This window comes from Kibdelosporangium philippinense, assembly GCF_021390435.2.
Classification (GTDB): Bacteria; Actinomycetota; Actinomycetes; order Mycobacteriales; family Pseudonocardiaceae; genus Kibdelosporangium; species Kibdelosporangium philippinense.
On the sequence record NZ_JAJVCN010000004.1, the window covers coordinates 991,410 to 1,011,488 of the forward strand.

Below are 20,079 nucleotides of genomic sequence, written 5' to 3' on the forward strand. Positions count from 1 at the left end.
AGAAAGCAGCGGAGCCGACCCCCAGTCGCATCTACCCCAAAAGGTAAAAACGTTTCCTTCGGCCACCGTCGACTATGCCGCACCGAGCGGGGACAAACCTTGCACGGACCTTGAATCAGCAGGTCACAGCGGATCTCACCAGGCGGACAAGCTCCTCGGTCTCCGGTGCGCCGATCTCGGTGAAGATCTCAAGCGCCCGCTGCCAGTGCGGCACGGCGGCCTCGGCGCCCCGCGCGGCCTGCGTGATCAGGCCACGCACGTGCAGCGCACGCGCTTCGAACAGGCGCTGACCGCCGGTCGCGACCAGCTTCAACGCGTGCTCGATGTGCATGCCTGCGTGCTCGATGTCGTCCATCGCCAGGCAGCTCGCGGCGAGCTCGGTCAACGCGGGCGCCTCCAGCACGCGCATGCCGGTCTCGTACATGGTGTCCAGGGCTTCACGGGCATAACCCATCGCCGTGGCGATCTCGCCGAGGCGCCGGTGAGCGATCGACAGGCCAATGAGGACAGACACTTCGCCGTAGCGGAAGCTGATCGACCGGGACAGCGCCAACGCGGCCGTGTAGCCCTCGATACTCTCGGTCAGTTTGCCGAGCCTGCGTTGCACGGTCGCGCTGATCTCCAGCGCGCCTGCCTCGTAACGGCGTTCGCCGATCTGGCGGCTGAGCACGAGCGCGTCGTGCGCATGCGACCGTGCTTCGGCGTATCGGCCGAGGTCGCAGTACGTCTCCGCGAGGCAGACCAGCGAGTTGCCGGAGAGGTAGTGGTATTCCGTCTCGTACGCGATGTCCACGCACTGCTTGTGGCAGTTGGCGGCCTCGGTCAGGCGCCCGGCCGTCCAGTGCGCGAGGCCGAGGCCGTTCAGCACGTAGATGGACGCGAACTGGTCGCCGATCTGCTCACAGATCGCCAGCGCCTGGCTGTGGCACGCGACCGCTTCCTCGACATGGCCGAGCGACAGTTGCGCAACCCCGATGTAGTTGATCGCACGGGCGCGTAGCACGTCATTGGCTGCCTTCTCCGCCAGCGCCAACTCGGCTTCGTGGCAGCGCATGGCCTCGTGCGGCTGGCCGAGCTGCGAATGCACGCGGCCGAGGTGGTGCACTGCGTCGGCTTCGGCGAGAAGATCACCGATCGCCTTGGCGACGTCCCGTGCCCTGGTGTGTTTGACGATGGCTCGCTGGTAGTCGCTCAGGTTGTACGAGATCAGGCCGCTCATTGTGAGGACCGCTGCTTCCGCGCGCTGATCACCCGAGCGTTGCGCTGCCGCGAGGGCGGCCTCGCACATCGCCAGCCCGTCCGCGGCGTGCCCACGGTTGACGAAGTATTTCCGTAGTGCCAGTGTGATCTGCGAGGCGTAGTGGCACAATTCGGTGCTGCTGGCTGCATTTCCGACCATGGCGGCCAGGTTCGCGCGCTCGTCGTCCAGCCAGTAGGCGGGCGCGTCCGTGATCGCTTCCGTGTAGTAATCCAGCAACCGCCGGTCACACGCGGCCAGTTCGGTGGTTTCCTCGGTGCGCGCCCGATCCGCGGCGTAGTCACGGATCAAGTCGTGGAACTGGAAACGCTCCCCGGGCCGTGGGGTCAGCAAGTTCGCGGCAACCAGCCGGTCGAGGGCGCGGCGGATCACCGCCTCGGACTCCTCGCCCGTGGCCGCGCACGCGACCGGCACGGTGAAGTCCGCGCCCGGAACGCGGCCAAGCAAGCGGAACAACCGCCGCGTCGGTTCGTCGAGTGCCTGATAGGACAAGTGAAAAGTGGACCGGACAGCGACGGACGGATCGCCGTCGACGGCCAGTTCGGCCAGCCGGTCCGCGCGCAGTCGCTCGACATAGTCGGTGATCAGGCCGTGTTCGCTGCCAAGCAGGTTGGCGGCCACGATCCTCAGTGCCAGCGGCAAATACCCGCACAGCCGGGCAAGTTCTTCCATGGGTTCGTCGTCGACCGCGCCGAGAAACGATCTCAGCAGAGTCAAGGACTCGTTCTCGGACAACACATCGAGACGGATCACGCGTGCGTCATTGTGTACGGTGAGTGTCCGCAGATCGCCTCGGCTGGTGACCAGCGTCATCGAGTCCGGATTGGACGGAAGCAACGCGCGAACCTGGTCGGGGCCGACCGCGTTGTCCAGCACGACAAGCAGCTTGCGGCCCGCGGTCATCGACCGGTAGAGCGCGACCTGTTCGTCCACTGTGACCGGTACCTGCTGCGCCGGTGTGCCCAGGGCGCGCAGGAACTGGGTCAACGCCTGCGCGGTGGAAACCGGCGCCAATGTGTCGTATCCCCGCAGGTCAACGAAAAGCTGGCCGTCCGGGAAGCGCGATCGGACCCGATGTGCCCAGTGCACGGCCAAAGCCGTCTTGCCGACGCCACCAGGGCCAGCGATCACGATCGTCCGCGCGTTCAGCCGGTCCAGCCGGGCAAGGTCGGTGCGCCTGCCGGAGAATGTCGTCAAGTCCGCCGGAAGCTGCATGGGGATCGTGGCTGCTTGGTTCGTGGGTTGCTCGTCGGGCATCCCTTCGCGCAGCACGGTTTCATGTGCCTGGCGTAGCCAAGTCCCTGGCCGGGCACCGTATTCGTCGGCCAGCTTGCGCCTGATCGACTCGTACACCGCCAATGCGGCCGAGTTCTGGCCGGTGTGGTGCAGGGCGAGCATCAGCGACGCCCACAACCGTTCCCGCAACGGATACTTCGCGACCAGGCCACGAAGGTCCGGGATCAACGTTTCGTAGTCGCCTGATCGCAGGTCTGCGGTAACCCGCAGTTCCAGTGCGGTCATCCGCAATTCGGTCAGCCGCGCGGCTTCGGCACCGAGCAAACCGTTGGTAACACCGTCGAATGCCTGGCCACGCCACAGCTCCAAGGCGCCACGCAGGTGCGCGGCCGCCTGCTTCGGGCGGTTGTAAGTCAGCATGTCACGGGCGTTTTCCACGGCATTCTCGAACTCGGTGAGGTCCACCCCGCTCTTGACACTGATCCAGTACCCGGATCCGTCGCCGCGCAGCACATCCGGCGCACCTGCGGCACGGATGGCCCTGCGCAGCGTCGAGACGTAACTCTGGATCATTCCGCGCGCCGAGCTCGGCGGTTTGGTGCCCCACACAACGTCGATCAGCGCGGACGTGTCCACCATCCGTTCCGGATGGACGAGAAGCGCCGCGAGCAGCGCCCTCGGTTTCGCTCCGCCAAGGGCGACCGGCGTGCCGTCGACCTCCATGGAAACGGTTCCAAGCACGCGAAATCGGACCGTTGTCATCTCGTATCCCCCCAGTCTTCACGGTCTCACGAAGAGGACGCGTGAGGCTCAGCGAGGTTCTGCGCTGTTCAGCTGGACACCTGAAGTCCGCGGGGATGACTGTACTCTGGGAAGCCGCCGAACCGGTCAAGGTTCGCACGGTACTGGACACACTGGACACAGCGAAACCGTTCGCTTACCGCGTGTTGTGGGAAGTCCTAGATTCATCCGGTGATCCGGAGGCTGTAATGGTGCGGTTCGTCGGCGTGACGTTCTACGTTCCGGTCTGCGGAAAGAGGCTGCTGTGGATGAACATGGCAGCCGCGCTCGTGCCAGCAAGGACTTTCCTTATGGTGTAGTGCTTCCTGTTCTCTTCGCTTGGGAGGTCAGGCCAGAACCTTCGCCACGTGCTCGGCCTGCCGGGCGAGCGCGAGTGCCGAGGGAAAGCGGCGGTGGGATCCATGCTCACGCCGAAACTCACGCGGCGTCCATAGTCGGCAATGCGCGGATGGTGTTGGACACCCGTGTCCAGTGGCAAAGAAGGCATTACCGGCTTACTTTTGGTAAGTATGTCGACGCGCCAGATCCCGCCCGTGCTCAACGAGACCTCGTGCCGAGGGTTCGAAACGGCCATCGAGGCCATCTCGAAACCGTGGACCGGCGCCGTCCTGCACGTGCTGGCGCTGGGAGTGCGGCGGTTCGGTGAGATCGCCGCGATGATCGACGGCATCTCGCACCGGCTGCTGTCCCAGCGCCTCAAGGAGTTCACGGCCGAAGGCCTTGTCGAACGGACGGTGGTTCCCGCAACGCCGGTTGAGCTGACCGGCAGTGGCAAGGACCTCATCGTGGCGCTGCAACCGCTGGTGCGGTGGGGCGCCGAACGCACTGGATCACGCTAGATCTCGTTGTTCCACATCCGGAACATCAGGCACTTCCCGCGCTTGTCGAACGTGACCGTCCACAGGTTCAGGAACGTGCCCAGTTCCTTGTAGACGCCGGTGCCCTTGATCGCGGCGGTGTCGCCGTTGATCATCAGAATGGACCACTCGAACTCCCATCCACCCTCCTGCCACTTCTGCCGTGACAGCCACCCTTCGACGATCTCGGCACGGCCGATCCAGTCGGTCACGTACGGCCACTCGTGGTACTCCGCTGCCGGGGCGAACAGCGCTTTGATGTCCTTTGGCGATGCCGTGCGCCACGCGTGCACGTAGGCATCGACCCAGGCTTCGACTTCCGTGGTTTGCATACCTTCAGCCTGCGAGCCGTCATCGCGCTGAGGAAGGCCGCGACTTCCTGGGTGCGGCACTCCCAGGACCGGGTCCGGTGCAGGTCTCAGACCCGGTCAAGGCAGAAGTGTGGAGCAAACCGGTACCCGGACCTTGACTTTGAGCGACAGTTATTTGACTCTGTGCGACATGCCGGTGCGCCGATCGCGGCGTACGAGTCGTTCTTCGGCTCGATCGTCCATATAGGACGTCCGGTCGTGATGCTTCGGGTGCCGGCGGCTCTCGCGTCGCGCAAACTGAAGGCCAGCAACGCACATCTGCGTAATCTCGCGCTGGCGTTCATCGCCGAACAGGCCCCCGCTCGCACAGACCTGGTGCAACGGGTCCGTGCGGCGCTCTTCCAAGCGCTTGTCAACCTTCGTCCCCGCACGCTGCAGCGCGGGCTGCGTGAGCAAGGCACGAGCTACAGCGAATTGCTCGACAGTGTCCGCAGGCAGGCGGCCCGCCGCTACCTGACCGGAACCGACTTGCCGATGAGCCGGGTCGCGGTTCTGCTTGGCCTGTCGGAACAATCCGCGCTGACCCGATGTTGCCGCACGTGGTGGCGCGAACTAGCCGTCCGGAACTCGTTGAACGTCGTACTAGCATGGCGGTGTGGGCGAGCACCGGAACACCGAACTTGGCGCCTTCCTCCGCTCCCGGCGTGCGGCGCTGACACCAGCGCAGATCGGCATCGCCACGCACGGCACCTCTCGTCGAGTGCCGGGTCTCCGGCGCGAAGAGGTCGCGCGGCTCGCGGGGATGAGCGTGAACTACTACACCCGCATCGAGCAGGGCGAAAACCACCAGATGTCCGATTCGGTGCTCGAAGCGATCGCCACCGCGCTGCGCCTGGACGAGACCGAGCGTATGCACCTGCTGCGCCTGGCCTGGCCAACCCAGATCGCCCGCGGCCCACTCGGCCCTGAGACAGTCCGTGACTCACTGCGAAACCTGCTGGACAGCGCGAACGACCAGGCAGCATGGGTGATCGGCAGACGCGCCGACCTGCTCGTCGCGAACCGCCTCGGCTACGCGCTGCTGGGCATCAGCCCAGATTCGCGGCCCAATTTGGCGAGGCGGATGTTCCTCGAGCCAGCCGCACGTGACCTGTACGTGGACCGCGAGGCGGCCATGCGGCTCTCCGCATCGAACCTGCGGATCTCCACCCGTGAGCACCCCGACGACGCTGAGCTCGCCGAACTCGTGGCCGAGCTGTGCGCCGAAAGCCGCGACTTCGCCCGGATATGGGCGACACATCCGATGACCGACTGCCATCACACGGTCCGGAGATTCAACCACCCGGTGGTGGGCCTGCTGACGTTGAACGAAGAAGCGTTCCGGCTGCCCGACGCACCAGGCCAGCGCCTGATCTTCAACGGCGCCGAGCCGGGATCAGACTCGGCCCGGCGCCTGAAACTCCTGACCTAGTTCACTCGGTCGAGGACGAAGACAGGGATGACCCGGTCGGTTTTGGTCTGGTACACCGCGTAATCCGGCCACGCCTCAACGGCCCGCTCCCACCACGTGTCCCGTTCCGCGCCCTCGATCTCGCGAGCCTCGTACTCACTCCGATCGGCGCCATCCTGCAGTTCCACGCGTGGATGAGTCTTGATGTTGTTGTACCACTGAGGATTCTGCGGCGCCCCACCCAACGACGCCACGACCGCGTACTGGCCGTCGTGCTCGACCCGCATCAGCGGCGTCTTACGGAGCTTGCCGGACTTGGCGCCAACCGTGGTCAGGATGATCACGGGCTTGCCTTGCTGCAGACCGCCTTGCTGCCCGTTCGATTCTTCGTACAACGCGACCTGGTCGCGTGCGTAATCGGCAGTGCTGGGCGCGTACTCGCCTTCGAGAGCCATGAATCGATGATCGTCGAGTGGGTCCGCTCCCTGCCACTCCACATCGTGGGTACCCAGGCGGCAACGGCACCTCGATTCGACATCGTCTAGTATTAGGCCGATCAAGTGAACCGCGTCGAAACCGCTTGACGGACAATCACCTCAATTCCGTTGCGGCACATGCAATTTACGGAGACGCGTTGACATCTCATCTGGTCTGGACCAGCGGGATTGACAGGAGTCTGTCACGGATTCCTGTTCGTGGCAGGGATTTGGCAGGGCGCGCTGGCCAGACTTGGTGGACACCCGCTCGGCTTGAGCGCGGCCTCTGTCAGGCCGGGTTCGGAGCGGAACCTGCCAGAATCCTTGGAGTGTCATCGATGCCTCGTCGGGTGCTATCCGCCGCGTTCGCTGTGGCGGCTCTGCTGGTGAGCGGATGTTCCGCGATCACAGGGGAGTCAAGCGATCCCGCTCCCTCCGGCCCGCTGGAGAAGTCCCGGATCAACGTCGCGATCCTGCCGACGGTGGAGATCGCGCCGCTGCAACTGGCGATCCGCAACGGGTTCTTCCGTGAGGAAGGCCTTGATGTCAACGTCACGATCGCGGGCAGCGGCCAGCAAACGGTCGAAGGCATGGTGAACGGCCAGTACGACATCGTCTATTCCACGTATCCGCCGCTGATTCTCGCGCACTCCAAGCGGATCGCGGACGTCAAGATCGTCGCGGGCAACTCGTACGCCGCGCCGCGCACGGCGATGTTGATGAAGCGCAAGGACTCGCCGCTCAACACCGCGGCCGATGTGGCGCACAAGAAGGTCGCGGTCACCGCGAAGGGCACGTTGGCCGAACTCATGGTCCGCTCGGCGATCGCCACGCAGAACGTCGACCACAAGAGCATCACGTTCGTGGAAATGCCGTTCCCGGACATGCCGACCGCGTTGAACGACGGCAGGGCCGACGCCGCGATGATGGTCGAGCCGTTCGTCACGGCGGCCGAGCGCTCGGTTGGTGCGAGTCCGTTGCTTGATCTGGCCAGCGGTCCGCTGAACGACTTGCCGTTCACGGGTTTCGGCGCGACGGGCACGTTCGTCAACGCGAATCCCAAGACCGTCGAGGCCTTCCAGCGCGGTCTCGCCAGGGCGACCGACGCGTCGAGTGACCGTACGAAGATCGAGCCGCTGCCGGAATTCGCCAAGATCGACAAGGATGTCGCCGCGTTGACCAGGCTGCCGGTGTTCCGGGCCAACCTCGACCCGATCCCGATTCAGCGCATCGTCAAGCTGATGACCGACTTCGGCCTGCTCAAGGAACCGGTTGACGTCACGCCGCTGCTGTTGAAGCCGCCACCCGCACGACCGCGGACGACGGCAACACCGCAGAACTGAATCAGAGCCGGTCGGCAGTCATTTCACAGGTCCCTTTGGTTTGGGCTTGAGGTTGCCCTCCTCCGTCCCCGCTAAACGGTGCATCTCCGACTGGCACGTGGTCGATAGGTATCACTATACCGGTATAGGTTGTGAATGTCACGTATAAGCCGCTGAACCGCGGCTTTGATGGAAATATAGAGATGGATGTACGCATCGGGCAGATCTATGATTAGTATTGGCTGCATGTCAGAAGGGCGCAGCCTCACTTCCCGCGAACAGCACGTGTGGCGCTCGTACCTTACGTTCAAACGGCGTCTTGACAATGCGCTCGTGCAGCACTTGCAGGCGGATTTCGGGCTGTCCGCGGCCGATTACCTGATCATGGCCAACCTGGCCGACGCGCCGCACTCGAGGATGCGCACGTACGAGTTGATCGAGGCGACGCGGTGGGAGAAAAGCAGGCTCTCCCACCATCTCAAGCGGATGGAGCGGCGCAGGCTGGTGCGGCGCGTGCCGACCGACAAACTCAGGTCGCCCGCGTTCATGCTCACCGAGGACGGCGAGCAGGTGATCGCCGAAGCCGCGCCCGCGCACGCCGACCGCATCCGCCAGCTGTTCTTCGACGCGGTCGACGAGGAGTTCCTCGGCCGGTTCGTCGAGATGTGCGAGACGGTCCTGGCCCGGATAGACCGGCACGGCATGGGCGACATCGCGCCACCTGGCCAATCCACAGTGGACTGACGTCAGCTCGTGGCCAGCACCCATGCCGTAACCACGGTCGCGGCGAAGATCAGCCAGCCGGTGAGGATCGCGATGGTGACCGGGTGGCCTTGACGCAGCCAGCGGATCCCCAGCAGGCCGCCGACGATCATGCCGAGGACCGCCCCAGCTGGGGAGAGCCACATCGCCACCATCTGGCCGTCCGGCGAGCAGATGAACCGCACGCTGGTGCTACCGCAGCCCGCCGAGCTCATCTGCAGGATCACGCCGAGAAACATCCCGGCGAAGAACGCCGGGATGAGCGACAACACGCCGACGGTCAGCCGCCTCTTCTGCGCCGCGTCCACCATGGCCGAGCAGCTTAACTACCTCCGCAGCACCCGTCGCGCCAGGCGGTTGCCCACGAACTGCGCGAGCTGCACCAGCACGATGATGATCGCGACCGCGACAGCCGTGACACCCCAGTTGAACCGCTGATAGCCGTAGACGATGGCGAAGTCGCCGAGGCCACCGCCGCCGATGGCGCCCGCGACCGCGGACATGTCCACCACGGCCACGAACACGAACGTGTACCCGAGGATGAGCGGCCCCAAGGCCTCCGGCACCAACAGCGTCGTGATGATCCGCCACGGGCTCGCGCCCATCGCCCGCGCCGCCTCGATCACGCCAGGGTCGATCGTGACCAGGTTCTGCTCGACGATGCGGGAAATGCCGAACGTGGCCGCGGCGATCAGCGCGAACGTGGCCGCGGCTGTGCCCAGCTGCGTGCCGACCACCGCGATGGTCACCGGGCCGATGGCCGTGATGAAGATGATGAACGGGATCGGCCGCACGATGTTCACGACCACGTTCAGCACCGTGTGCACCGGGCGGTTGGCCAGAATCCCGCCCGGCCGGGTGCTGTAGAGGGCAATGCCCAGCAACAGGCCGAGGAAACCGCCGACGATCATCGTGGCCGCGACCATCCACAGGGTCTGCCCGACCGCGTCGATCAGGACCGGCCGCAAGGTGTCCCAGTTCGTGCCCATCAGACCAGTTCCTCCACGTCCGTGGCGGCGCGCAGGTCCGCGATCAGCTTGTCCACCGCCGCGTCCGCGCCGATCAGCTCGAGCGTCAGGCTGCCGAACGACGTGCTGCCCAGCTCCTTCACGCCGCCGTGCACAACCTCGAACCGCACGTCGTAGCGGCTGATCGCCTCGGAAAGCACCGGCCCGATCCGCCGGTCGTCGCTCACCCGCGCGATCACAAGGCGTCCAGGGTGACGTTCCCGGATCCGTGCCAGATCGGCGGGATCCGGGCGGGCGCGCAGCACGGTCTCGACGAACGTCTTGGTCGTCGGTTCCCGCGGCGCGGCGAACACTTCACGCACGGGACCGTGCTCGATCACCTTGCCGTCCTTGAGCACGGCGACACGGTCGGCGATCTCGCGTACGACCTCCATCTCGTGCGTGATCACCACGATCGTCACGCCGAACTCGCTGTTGACCCGCTTGAGCAGGCGCAACACCTCGCCGGTCGTCTCCGGGTCCAGTGCGCTGGTGGACTCGTCGGCCAGCAGGATCTTCGGGTTGGTCGCGAGCGCACGCGCGATGCCGACCCGTTGCTTCTGACCACCGGAGAGCTGATCGGGGTACTGCCACGCCTTGTCGGCGATCCCGACGAACTTCAGCAGCTCAGTGACCCGCCGTTCCCGGTCGGCCTTCGCCCACCCGGCGACCTTGAGCGGATAGGCGACGTTGCCGAAGACCGTGCGCGACCGCATCAGGTTGAACTGCTGGAACACCATGCCGATGCCCAGCCGGACCTCCCGCAGGCGCCGTTCGGACAGCTTGGTGATGTCCACGCCGTCGACGAGGACTTCGCCGGATGTGGCCCGCTCCAACGCGTTGATCAGCCGGACGAGTGTGCTCTTCCCGGCGCCGGAATGGCCGATGACCGCGTAGATCTCGCCGGCGTCGATGCTCAGATCGACACCGGCGAGCGCGGTCACGTCGCCGAAATTCTTGCCAGCGCCGCGGAATTCGATGATGGGAGTGCTCACGACCGGCTGGCGCGAATCGTGTCGGCAAGCCGGGCAGTGATCGCGGTCAAATCAGCCGCGGAACGATCGACGAGCACAGCGGTGTTCTTCGACTCGGCCTTGACCTCGTTGGCCACCCGCACGTCCTTGTAGATCTGCGCGACCTTGGCGTAAACCGGATTGTCCTTGTCAGCCGCGCGCGCAACGATCGCGTTGATGTACGGCTCAGCCGACGGATCGGCCGGGTTGTCCGCGAACAACGCCTTCGACGGGTCAAGACCGCCGTTGAGCGCGAAGTTGTTGTTCACGATCGAACCGTCCACAGAGGGCAGTGAAGCGACGGTCTGCGCGGCGTCGACGGGAGTGACGCTGACCTTGGAGCGCTCCTTGTCGATCTCCGCGGGCGTGGAAAGCACGGTGCCGCCGCCCTTGAGCACGATCAAGTTGGCCTTCTGCAGCACCAACAACGCCCGTGCCTGGTTGGTCGGGTCGTTCGGGATCGCGATCGTGCCACCGTTCGGGATGTCCGCGACGCCTGCGTGCTTACGCGAGTACAGCGACAGCGGCACGATGTAGGTGGACGCGATCGGCGTCAGCGTGTCGTTGTTCGCCACGTTGTAGTTGGTCAGGAACAGCAAGTGCTGGAACAGGTTCAGGTCGATCCGGCTCTGTGACAGCGCGGGGTTGGCCTGCGTGTAGTCACTGAAGTTGACGACCTGCAGGTCGATGTTCTGCTGCCCAGCCAGATCCCGGAACGTGGTCCAGTACTCCGCGCCCGCCTCGGTCGTGCCGATCCGGACAGTGGTACGGCCTTCGGCGGTGTCCGATCCCCGTGTGGCGAACAGCACAACGACTGCGGCGATCGCGACGACCACCACGACCGCGACCCCGATCAGCAAGCCCCGGTTGCGCTTAGGCTTCTCCGGGAGCCCGGATAGTGTGTTTTCCTGCTCGGCCATGACTGCCTTTCCCCTGTTGTGAAGATCGGCTGTCACTCTGGCCAACCAAGGGGCGCGGAACCAAATCGTTCCACACCTCGGACGCGATTGGCATTGTCACAGGCTTTCTGTTAAAGAGTTCGATGTGGACGGCTGTGGCGCCGGTCATAGTGTGATCCGCCACAGCGACGTGATCTCCGCGGCCCGGTACTCGGCGAGGGGGTCGCCCGGTCGTGCCTTGTGCCTCGGCCGGATGGTCAACTGGTCCTTGGTTTCCAGCCCTGCTTGGGTGATCAGCTTGTGGGTCGTGGTTCGCAGTCCCAGCCGCTCGGCGAGGTCGGAGACGATGAGCCAGGCTTCGCCTTTGTCGGTCAGGTGTTCTGGGAGCTTGTCGAGGAATCCCCGGAGCATGCGTGAGTCCGGGTCGTAGATGGCCGCGTCCAGTGGTGCTGAGACTTCTCCGGGCAGCCAGGGCGGGTTGCAGACCACGAGGTCGGCTTTGCCTGTGGGGAACAGGTCTTGGTGCTGGATCTGGATCTTCTTGCCGAGGTTCAGTCTGGTGACGTTGTCATGGGCGCAGTCGACCGATCGTTGCTCGATGTCGACGGCGACAACGCTTTCGGCACCCCGCTTGGCCAGGAGCGCCGCGAGCACGCCAGTGCCGGTGCCTATGTCGAATGCCTTGTGGGGGTTCGGCCATGGGGCATTGGCGACAAGATCGATGTATTCCTGCCGTGTTGGCGCGAAAACCCCGTAGTGCGGATAAATCTTGTGGCCAAGTGCATGGACGTGCACGCCTTTCGTGCGCCACCTCTGCGCTCCCAGTGCGCCGAGGATTTCGGTCAATGGCATGCGCTGCTTGAGGTCTTGGCCAAACGCTTGCTTGCAAGCTTCGGACACGTCGGGGGTGCTCGGGAGGTTGAGCTCGAAGTCCGGGCTGATGTCGACCTGGACGCGGCTGAGCAGGTGGGCACGCCGAGCTGTGGTTTTGCGGTAGTTATGAAACGTCTTGGCTGAGCTTTCCTGCGGTCGGACGCGGCTCAGCCTGCGCTTCATCGCCGCGAGCAACTGCAGGGCGTTGCGGAAATCGCCGCGCCACAGCAGGATCCGGTTTTGCTTGGCCAGTTTCACGGCATGGTCGGCTTTCAGCGCGTCGCCAACCTCGATGATGGTCTCCACCTGGACTCCCAAAGCCGGTGGGAGCCGTCCTCGGCGGCAGAAGCGGAGAAGGCCGTCCGAAGACGGCTCGATCCGATGGGGAACGAACGGACCGTCTACTCGGACGGACCGCGCCACACCACCGAACCAGCAACAATCACACGAAAGACCTTACCACCCCTCGTGAGTGGTTATGCGGGTTAGAACACGCATAACCACTCACGAGGATCAACCAGCGAGGATCATGGTGTTGGCGTCGATCCTTTGCTGCAGCATGCCGAACTCGAGCATCAGGTCGGGGATTCGCTGCAGGCGGTTGGCATCCAGCCTGGTCGGGAACCCGCCAAGGTTCACAAGGGCCGCGGTCTGCGGATCGATCTTGGCGTAACCCGGAAGCAGTTTCTCCACCTTCGACCGGTCGGCGCCCGCGGCTTCCTGGCCCTTGGCGAAGGCCCGTTGGAAGGCGGCGATGGTCTTCGGGTTTTCCCGGGCGAACCGGCCTGTCGTGCCATAACCCGCGATAGGAAGATCGGCCGTAGGCCCGGTCGCCGCGTCGAACAACTGCACGGCCCCGTAATCCTTGCCAGCCTGCGTGATGAACGGCTCGGCGAGCAACGCCGCGTCGACGCGGTTGGCGGCGAGGGCCGCGCCCATGTCCGTGTACGGCATCTCGACGAAGGTGACCCGGTCGGCGTCGACGTCGTTGACCTTCAGCGCTGACCGGATGCTCACTTCCGCCAGGCTTTGCTTGGTCGTCACCGCGATCTTCTTGTCAGGCAGGTCGGTGATCTTCTTCGCGGGCGAGTTCGGCCCGGCCAGCACCATCCACGTGTTCGGTTTGGCCACGTATCCGTCCGCGACGAACTTCAGGCCTTCGACGTTCTGTGCGATGCCTTTGGCTTGGGAGTTGAAGAAGGACAGGTAGTTTCCGAAGACGATGTCGAAGTCCGACTTGTCGCTGACCAGGTTCGGGATCGCGGCACCCGCGCCCTGGATGTTGATCAGCTTGACGTCAAGGCCTTCCTGCTGGAAGTACCCCTCCTGGATGGCGAGATGCACCGACGCCACGTCCACGACTGGCAGCAGGCCGAGGCGGATCGTGGACTTCTCGACCTTGTCCGTTGGGCCCGCGTTGGTGTCCGACGAGCCGCCGAGCAGGCCGCAGCCGGTCAACGAAGCGAGCAGGGCGGTCACGATGCCAAGGGCGGCCAGCCGCATTACTTCTCCCGACTGTGGCAAGGGGGTTTACGGATGGCCACTGTAGGGATCTTGTTACGCGACCACAACCCTATCGCGTTATTTGTCCACGGGCAGGGTGCGGAGGTCGCAGGCGCGGCCCATTGCCGGGGAAGAACTTTTCCCGCAAAGTCCCTGGCCGGTAAGAAGACTGCAGCAAGCCACGGGCTTGCAGAACCGGGACGACATGGTCGACGAACTCCGCGAAACTCGTCGGAGACACCACGTATTGCAGGTTGATGCCGTCCACTCCCACGGCTTGCCATGAGCCGATACTGTCGGCGATTTGTTCAGGAGTGCCTGCCAGACGCTTGTTACCGATCCACCGGATCAGCTCGCCGAGCGTCCAGTCATCCCGATCGGTCGCGTTGAGCAAGTCCCGGACCGGCTGCGCGATGCCAGGACGTTTCCGCAGCTCACCCACGGGAGTCGAGGATCCATCGGAAGCGAAGTCGTGGTGCAGGAACACGCTCATCCTGGCGAGATTGCCTTCGATCGTCTGCCGTGAAAGCAATTCCTCGCTACGCCTGCGCGCCTCCTCCTCGGTGCTGCCCACAACGTAAGCCTGCGGAACGAAGATCCGCACGGCCCGTCCCGCGGCGGCACGGCGAACGTCGGCGACGACCTGAGCGGCCGCGGCAGGCGTGGTCGCCCTGATGAACAGAGCCTCGGCATGGCGCCCGGCAAACGAGCGTCCGGTTGGTGACATCCCGGCCTGGAACAACAGCGGCGTCCGTTGTGGCGATGGCTCGCTCAAGTGTGGGCCGTACACCGTGTAATACGGACCGGAATGGTTGATCTCGTGCACCTTGGCAGGATCGGCGAACTGCCGTCGGTCCCGGTCGCGCACAACGGCATCGTCTTCCCAGCTGTGCTCCCACAGCTTGTAGACGGCCTGGACGTAGTCCTCCGCGCGGGCGTATCGAGAGTCGCGATCGGGCAGACCGCCGTGGCCGAGGTTCCGGCCAGCGCCTGCCAGGAAGGTCGTCACGATGTTCCACGCCACTCGCCCGCCGTCAGATGGTCCAAAGTAGACATTTTGCGGGCGAATGGATACGGATGTTCCTGCAGGATGTTCTGGGTGAAAGTGAAACCAAGATGTGAAGTGTGATGGGCCAGTAAGGGAATCAGTACGGACGGATCGCCGGTCGGGAACTGCATGCCCTCGTAGACCGCAGCGTCCCGTGAACCCTGATAAGTGTCGTAAGGCGCGAGGACATCTGCGAAGAAGATCGTGTCGAACATCCCGCGTTCGCACAGCTTCGCCAGCTCGATCCACATCTCCGGCGAGTTGTACGCCAGCTGTGTACTGTCCGGTTCGGCCCACATTCCCTGCGTGTGGTGTGAAGGCGTGAACATGGTGAAGGCGTTGAACAGCATCCGTTCAGGCATTGGCTTCCTCAAAGAGGATCGCGCTGATCCGGTCACGGCACACCTCGACCGAGTACGCCATCACCCAACCCGCATAAGCGTCCCGAAGGATCCGTTGGATCGGCGACGTACTCAAATATCCAGACCCGCCACCGGCTTTCAAAGCCAGCTGCGCCGCGTCCACGGCAACCTGATTCGCCAGAAGCTTCGCGCGTAGGGTGGCCGGATTGAACTCCAGGGAGTTCTGGTCGGCGAGCCACGTCATGTGCCGCGCATACATCCCCGCTGCCGCAAGGCGACTATCCACATCGGCCAGATCGAACCGAAGCCACTGCATGGTGGCGAGTGGCTCTCCAGTGGTAGGGATCTTGCGTGAACGAGCATGCTCGATCAACGCGGCAATAGCGGCATCCGCCACACCGAGGGACAAGAACGCGATACCGCCACCGATCCGGTTAGGACGGTGGCCTGTCGAAGGTGGGCAGCGTCGCTCCGAGAGCAAGAGCGTGTCACGGAAGTCCACCAGACGGCTTCCGTTGGCGCGCAGGCCCATCGTGTCGCCGATCGGCAGGTACTTGATCGTCTCGTCGGCTGCGGCGCCGAAGAACGTTGGTTTGTCGTCGATCAGCACGTTCACCAGGAAATGATCGGCGATCTCGCATCCCGAGGTGAACCGTTTCGCGCCGGACAGCCGGAACCCGCCATCAGCAGGCTGTGCATGCTGTTGGGGTAGAAGGAAAAGATTGCCTCCTGACGGCTCGGACAAGGCATTGGCGAACCGGCGGCCAGCGAGGTACTCCGATGCGTAGAACCGTGCTGAGTCAGGCGAAGACATTTCCACAAGACCCATGGCCGCGCCGACGTGCATGACCCAGATACACGCGGTGGACGGACATCCGGCCGCGAGCAACCGGACAATCTCGCCATAGCTGCGGTAACTGAGGTTCTCCCCACCGAAATCCCGTGGCAGCAGGGCAGCGTCGAGTCCGCTGGCATGCAGTGCTTCGAGATTCGCGCGGGGGACCTCGGTGCTTTCGTCGTACGCGGCCGCGGTCTTCGCGAACTCCGCTGCGAGCTCAGTCGCCGTGTCTACCCAGTGCTGTTCTTCCGGCGGTGGCCCAAGCGGATGCATTCGTCACTCCTCGTGGTCAGCTTCCCGCGATTTTACGGCCGGAGGTGGCCAGCAGCCTGCGGGCGCCGTAGAAGATCGCGTTTTCGGTGAGTTCAGGCGGTTCGACCAGCGTCAGCCCGAGCATTCGGCGCGAAACCGTACTGAACACCACCTGCAACTCCGCTCTGGCCAGCGCTTGGCCAAGGCATTGGTGTGCGCCGTAGCCGAAGGCGACATGATGCCGCGCCGCCCCCCTGACATCGAGCGTGTCAGGGTCCTGAAAAGCCTGTGGATCCCGGTTGGCGGTCGCCTTGACGACCACCATGCCCTCGCCTGTCCTGATCAGGGTCCCGCCCACCTCGATATCGGCACGCGCGACGCGGCGCGCCTCGGTGTGTGTGATGCTGAGGTAACGCAACAGCTCCTCCGTCACATCGTGGTCACGAGCAGCGCGCCACTGGGAAGGGTTCGCCAACAAGGCCGCGATACCAAGGCTGATCATGCAGGCGGTCGTGTCATGCCCCGCGATCAGCAACAACTGCCCGATTGTGGCGATCTTTTTTGACGGCATACCGGTCGCGGCCAAACTGCCGAGAACGCCTGTCTTGTGCGGCAAAACAGCCAGATAGCCGTTCAGTTCCTCGCTCGCGGCGAGCGCGGCGGCCGGATCGGGCTCGTTCATCACCAGTTTGCTTGCCACATCTTGGAAATACGCCCGGTCATGGTATGGAACACCGAGCAGCTCACAGATCACGAGCGACGGGACCGGCAAAGCCAGCGACGCGACCAGGTCGAAGGGCTGCGGACCCGCGAGGATCCGGGAGACGTGCTCGTCGACGATCTGCTGGATCCGTGGCCGCATCGCCTCGATCCGTTTGACGGTGAAGTCCGCTGTGAGCAACCGGCGTTGCCTGATGTGCTCGGGCGCGTCCAACTGCATCAGCGTCAGCATGCGGGTGTCACGTGCCTTGCTGATCGCGTTGGTGTGCGGAAAACCGGGATGATGCGGGTCAACGCTTACGCGAGGATCGGACAGGACAGCCCGGACATCCTCGTAGCGGGTGATCATCCACGGTGTACTGCCGTCCCACAGTCGCACGCGCGCAACGGGTTCGCCAGCAAGTCTGCGCATCAGTTCCGGGGCCGGGTCGAACGGACAAGTGCGTGGCATCGGAAAGTCCATGCCTTCGAGCCTGTCAGTGAACCAGTCCCGGAGACTTTTCCCTCGCGACAGCGGCGCCACGAGGGAAAGGCTCAATCGGGGGTATAGCGAACGTGTCAGGTGCCGACTACCGAATTGGCCCACTTGACGACGGCCGCGTGATACAGCGGCGCGTCCGGCGCGAAGTTGAGCGAGTGGCCGTAGCTGCCGACCACGTACGTCTTCAGGTTGGCCGCGGGGGAGTAGTACGCCGCCTCGGAGCGGCGCAGTGTGTCCGCGTTGGTGCAGTCAGCCGCGAGCAGGCCGCAGAACGCCGGGTCCTTGCCCATCGCCAGCATCACCGGGACCTCGATCTTCTTCGAGTACGGCAGGATCGCGCCGAGCAGCAGCGTGTCGACGACCTCGCCGGGCGCGAACACGTCCTTGGTCTCCTCGTCGGCCTCCGGCACGCCGGAGACCCGCTGGCCCGGCATGTGGAAGTCGGCGAACCTGGTGCCCGCGATGGTCGTCAGGTACCCGACGTCCAGTGCCCGGTCGGCGAACTTCGGGTCAAGTCCTGCCGGGATCAGCGATGCGAAGATCGGGACCGCGCCGAGCAGGTTCACCCCATGCGTCAACCCGGTGATCAGCACCGCGTCGACATCCTTGTACGTACCGGCTTCGATGATCGAGATCGCCGAGCCGACGGAGTGCCCGCCGAGGATGACCTTGTCGTACTGGGATACGCCGTCACCGGCGCGCACCTTCTGGATCACCTGGTGCACAACGGTTGCCTGGGTGAACGCGGTCAGCGCGGCCGCGAGCGGCGTGCTGCTGCGGCCGCTGCCGAGGCGGTCGAGGGTGAGGGTGGCGTAACCGGCTTTGTTCATGGCGAGCCGGAACGAGCGGGTTTCCGGCGTGTGCGGGAAGTCCCAGTAGGCCATGTTGTACGAGGCGCCGGGGACAAGGACCTGGATGGTCTCCGCGCCGGTCGGCTCGCAGAGCTTGCCGTACATGGTTTGCGCGGAACCGGCCAGCGATACCGGGAAGTTCACGTCCCGGCACGTGGTCGCGGCGGTCGCGGGGGCCGCGGGGAAACCGATGAGCGCGGCCGTGAGGGCAGCGGTCAACGCGGGGACGAGACGCCGTGCTCGCACGGAAAATACCTCCACTTAGGACAGTGAGATCTCAGACGACCCGGGGGACGGCCGTCATGGGCAGTTGACTCGGGTACGCGGCACCGGTGACCTTGATCCGCACATGCCTGCCCGGCACGGGAACCATCCGCCACCGCGACCCGATGGTCGCGGCCGCGATGGCCATCTCGGCGAGGGCGAAGTGGTTGCCGATGCACTTGCGCGAACCGTCACTGAAGGGCACATACGCGCCCGGTGGCGGTGGTGGGGTCTTGGCCGCGTCCCAGCGATCCGGGTCGAACCGGTACGGGTTCGGATAGAACCGTGGATCGTGGTGCAACGCGTGCGGGCTGAACACGACCTCGGTCGCCGGTGGGACGACCGTCCCGTCGAGGTCGACATCGGTGTTGGTGCGCCGCATCAGCAGCCAGATCGGGTAGCGGCGCAGCACTTCCTTGGAGATCTGGCTGGTGTAGGTCAGTTTCGGCACGTCCTCGTACGTCACAGGGCGACCGCCGAGCGCGTCGATCTCGTCGTGCCAGCGTTCCTGGATCTGCGGATGCCTGGCGATTTCGTGGAAGAACCAGGACAACGCCAGCGCGGTTGTCTCGATCCCGCCGGTCAGCAGGGTGACGACCTCGTCGTACACCTGCTGGTCGGTCATTGGCTCGCCGGTGTCGTCGTCCCGCGCGGACAACAACATCGAGAGGATGTCACCGCGATCTTCTTGCTGCTCACGGCCTTCCGCGATGACCGCGAGCACGATCGCGCGCAACCGCTCGATCGCCTGGTCGAACTGACGGTTGCCGGGAATCGGCAAATGGGTGACGAAACCCGGTGACAGCGCGCGGATCATGCCTTGTTTGATCACGACCGGCATCGACCGCTGTGCTTCGGCGATCGCCGCGCCACCGAGTTCGGTGGTGAACAGCGTGCGCCCGGCGATCGTGACGGACAGTTCCTGCATCGCCTGGTCGAACTCGACCACTTGGTTGGGCCGCCACGAGTCCGCGATGGCCGCCGAGACCTCGGACATCTTGCCCGCGTAGTCCGCGATGCGGTTGATGTGGAACGCGGGTTGCACCAGCCTGCGTTGACGGGCGTGGAACGGATCGTTGGACATGGCGATCCCGTTGCCGAAGAACGGCCGGAACCGGTCGAACAAGATGCCCTTGTCGAACTTCTTTCCATCGGTGACAAGAATCTGGTGGATGAGCGCGGGGCTGGTGACCGCGTACGCGGGCAACGGGCCGAGGTAGACCTTGACGACATCACCGTGCTGCGCGAGCGAGGACGTGAAACCGAAGCGTTGTCGCAGTAAGGAAGGCGTGTGGCCGAGCAGTGGCCAGCGCCCGGGTGCGACCGGCATGGCGCTCAGCGTGCCGGGGGAACTCACGGACATCCGCTCCTCGCGGTCGTGACAAGTCGACCACTCACCGTAGAGGTATTCGGCCGCAAGGACGAGTACCCGATCGGGTAATCACAGGGGGTATCCGGTCCCGGTACTGTGCACTGTCGCCTTTTGACGCGGGAG

At 64.6% G+C, this 20,079-nt stretch carries 20 protein-coding genes and 1 pseudogene; 6 read left to right on the forward strand and 15 right to left on the reverse strand.

The window, feature by feature from the left end; genetic code table 11:
- Positions 1-115 precede the first annotated feature (115 nt).
- A complete protein-coding gene (locus LWC34_RS47505; RefSeq protein WP_233732153.1) occupies positions 116-3,256 on the reverse strand; it encodes an AfsR/SARP family transcriptional regulator in 3,141 nt (1,046 codons plus the stop codon).
- A gap of 95 nt (positions 3,257-3,351) precedes the next feature.
- Here LWC34_RS47505 and LWC34_RS47510 point away from each other — a divergent pair, with 95 nt between their 5' ends.
- Complete coding sequence (locus LWC34_RS47510; RefSeq protein ID WP_233732157.1) at positions 3,352-3,594, forward strand: hypothetical protein; 243 nt, start codon at positions 3,352-3,354, stop codon at positions 3,592-3,594.
- Positions 3,595-3,804: 210 nt separating this feature from the next.
- The gene (locus LWC34_RS47515) at positions 3,805-4,134 is read left to right on the forward strand and encodes a winged helix-turn-helix transcriptional regulator (protein WP_233732159.1); all 330 of its coding nucleotides are present in this window, start codon (positions 3,805-3,807) and stop codon (positions 4,132-4,134) included.
- Here LWC34_RS47515 and LWC34_RS47520 read toward each other — a convergent pair.
- Positions 4,131-4,484, reverse strand: coding sequence for a nuclear transport factor 2 family protein (locus tag LWC34_RS47520; protein WP_233732160.1), 354 nt, complete (start codon positions 4,482-4,484; stop codon positions 4,131-4,133). The two genes, LWC34_RS47515 and LWC34_RS47520, sit on opposite strands and share 4 nt — an antisense overlap.
- Positions 4,485-4,724: 240 nt before the next feature.
- Here LWC34_RS47520 and LWC34_RS47525 point away from each other — a divergent pair.
- Positions 4,725-5,057 (forward strand): annotated as a pseudogene (locus LWC34_RS47525) (helix-turn-helix domain-containing protein); the annotation flags it as partial.
- Positions 5,058-5,118: 61 nt separating this feature from the next.
- The gene (locus LWC34_RS47530) at positions 5,119-5,934 is read left to right on the forward strand and encodes a helix-turn-helix transcriptional regulator (RefSeq protein WP_233732161.1); all 816 of its coding nucleotides are present in this window, start codon (positions 5,119-5,121) and stop codon (positions 5,932-5,934) included.
- Here the strand turns inward: LWC34_RS47530 and LWC34_RS47535 are convergent.
- Complete coding sequence (locus LWC34_RS47535) at positions 5,931-6,368, reverse strand: nitroreductase family deazaflavin-dependent oxidoreductase (RefSeq protein ID WP_233732163.1); 438 nt, start codon at positions 6,366-6,368, stop codon at positions 5,931-5,933. The genes LWC34_RS47530 and LWC34_RS47535 overlap by 4 nt on opposite strands.
- Positions 6,369-6,727: 359 nt before the next feature.
- Between LWC34_RS47535 and LWC34_RS47540 the strand changes: the two genes are divergently transcribed.
- On the forward strand, positions 6,728-7,732 hold the full coding sequence (locus tag LWC34_RS47540; RefSeq protein ID WP_233732166.1) for an ABC transporter substrate-binding protein: 1,005 nt from the start codon (positions 6,728-6,730) through the stop codon (positions 7,730-7,732).
- A gap of 312 nt (positions 7,733-8,044) precedes the next feature.
- Complete coding sequence (locus LWC34_RS47545; protein WP_233732169.1) at positions 8,045-8,455, forward strand: MarR family transcriptional regulator; 411 nt, start codon at positions 8,045-8,047, stop codon at positions 8,453-8,455.
- 2 nt (positions 8,456-8,457) lie between these two features.
- Here LWC34_RS47545 and LWC34_RS47550 read toward each other — a convergent pair whose 3' ends face one another.
- The 12 genes from LWC34_RS47550 to LWC34_RS47605 form a co-directional block, all read right to left on the reverse strand.
- Positions 8,458-8,784 (reverse strand): hypothetical protein, encoded by a 327-nt coding sequence (locus tag LWC34_RS47550; protein ID WP_233732172.1) that lies wholly within the window; start codon positions 8,782-8,784, stop codon positions 8,458-8,460.
- 15 nt (positions 8,785-8,799) lie between these two features.
- Positions 8,800-9,462 (reverse strand): methionine ABC transporter permease, encoded by a 663-nt coding sequence (locus tag LWC34_RS47555; protein ID WP_233732175.1) that lies wholly within the window; start codon positions 9,460-9,462, stop codon positions 8,800-8,802.
- Positions 9,462-10,475, reverse strand: coding sequence for a methionine ABC transporter ATP-binding protein (locus LWC34_RS47560; protein ID WP_233732177.1), 1,014 nt, complete (start codon positions 10,473-10,475; stop codon positions 9,462-9,464). Before LWC34_RS47560 ends, LWC34_RS47555 begins: the two co-directional genes overlap by 1 nt.
- Complete coding sequence (locus LWC34_RS47565) at positions 10,472-11,413, reverse strand: MetQ/NlpA family ABC transporter substrate-binding protein (protein WP_233732188.1); 942 nt, start codon at positions 11,411-11,413, stop codon at positions 10,472-10,474. The genes LWC34_RS47560 and LWC34_RS47565 overlap by 4 nt, the downstream gene beginning before the upstream one ends.
- 144 nt (positions 11,414-11,557) lie before the next feature.
- Positions 11,558-12,571, reverse strand: coding sequence for a methyltransferase (locus tag LWC34_RS47570; RefSeq protein ID WP_233732189.1), 1,014 nt, complete (start codon positions 12,569-12,571; stop codon positions 11,558-11,560).
- 207 nt (positions 12,572-12,778) lie between these two features.
- On the reverse strand, positions 12,779-13,768 hold the full coding sequence (locus tag LWC34_RS47575; RefSeq protein ID WP_233732190.1) for an ABC transporter substrate-binding protein: 990 nt from the start codon (positions 13,766-13,768) through the stop codon (positions 12,779-12,781).
- Between the two features lie 70 nt (positions 13,769-13,838).
- Positions 13,839-14,777, reverse strand: a complete 939-nt coding sequence (locus tag LWC34_RS47580) for an NtaA/DmoA family FMN-dependent monooxygenase (RefSeq protein WP_233732203.1) — start codon at positions 14,775-14,777, stop codon at positions 13,839-13,841.
- A complete protein-coding gene (locus LWC34_RS47585) occupies positions 14,774-15,178 on the reverse strand; it encodes an LLM class oxidoreductase (RefSeq protein WP_233732205.1) in 405 nt (134 codons plus the stop codon). The genes LWC34_RS47580 and LWC34_RS47585 overlap by 4 nt, the downstream gene beginning before the upstream one ends.
- On the reverse strand, positions 15,171-16,289 hold the full coding sequence (locus LWC34_RS47590; protein WP_233732208.1) for an acyl-CoA dehydrogenase family protein: 1,119 nt from the start codon (positions 16,287-16,289) through the stop codon (positions 15,171-15,173). The genes LWC34_RS47585 and LWC34_RS47590 overlap by 8 nt, the downstream gene beginning before the upstream one ends.
- 16 nt (positions 16,290-16,305) lie before the next feature.
- A complete protein-coding gene (locus tag LWC34_RS47595; RefSeq protein WP_233732221.1) occupies positions 16,306-17,451 on the reverse strand; it encodes a cytochrome P450 in 1,146 nt (381 codons plus the stop codon).
- A 95-nt stretch (positions 17,452-17,546) separates the two neighbouring features.
- A complete protein-coding gene (locus LWC34_RS47600) occupies positions 17,547-18,566 on the reverse strand; it encodes an alpha/beta hydrolase (RefSeq protein ID WP_233732222.1) in 1,020 nt (339 codons plus the stop codon).
- Positions 18,567-18,597: 31 nt separating this feature from the next.
- Entirely contained in the window at positions 18,598-19,947 is a 1,350-nt protein-coding gene (locus LWC34_RS47605) for a cytochrome P450 (RefSeq protein WP_250109476.1), read from the reverse strand.
- Between the last annotated feature and the right edge of the window lie 132 nt (positions 19,948-20,079).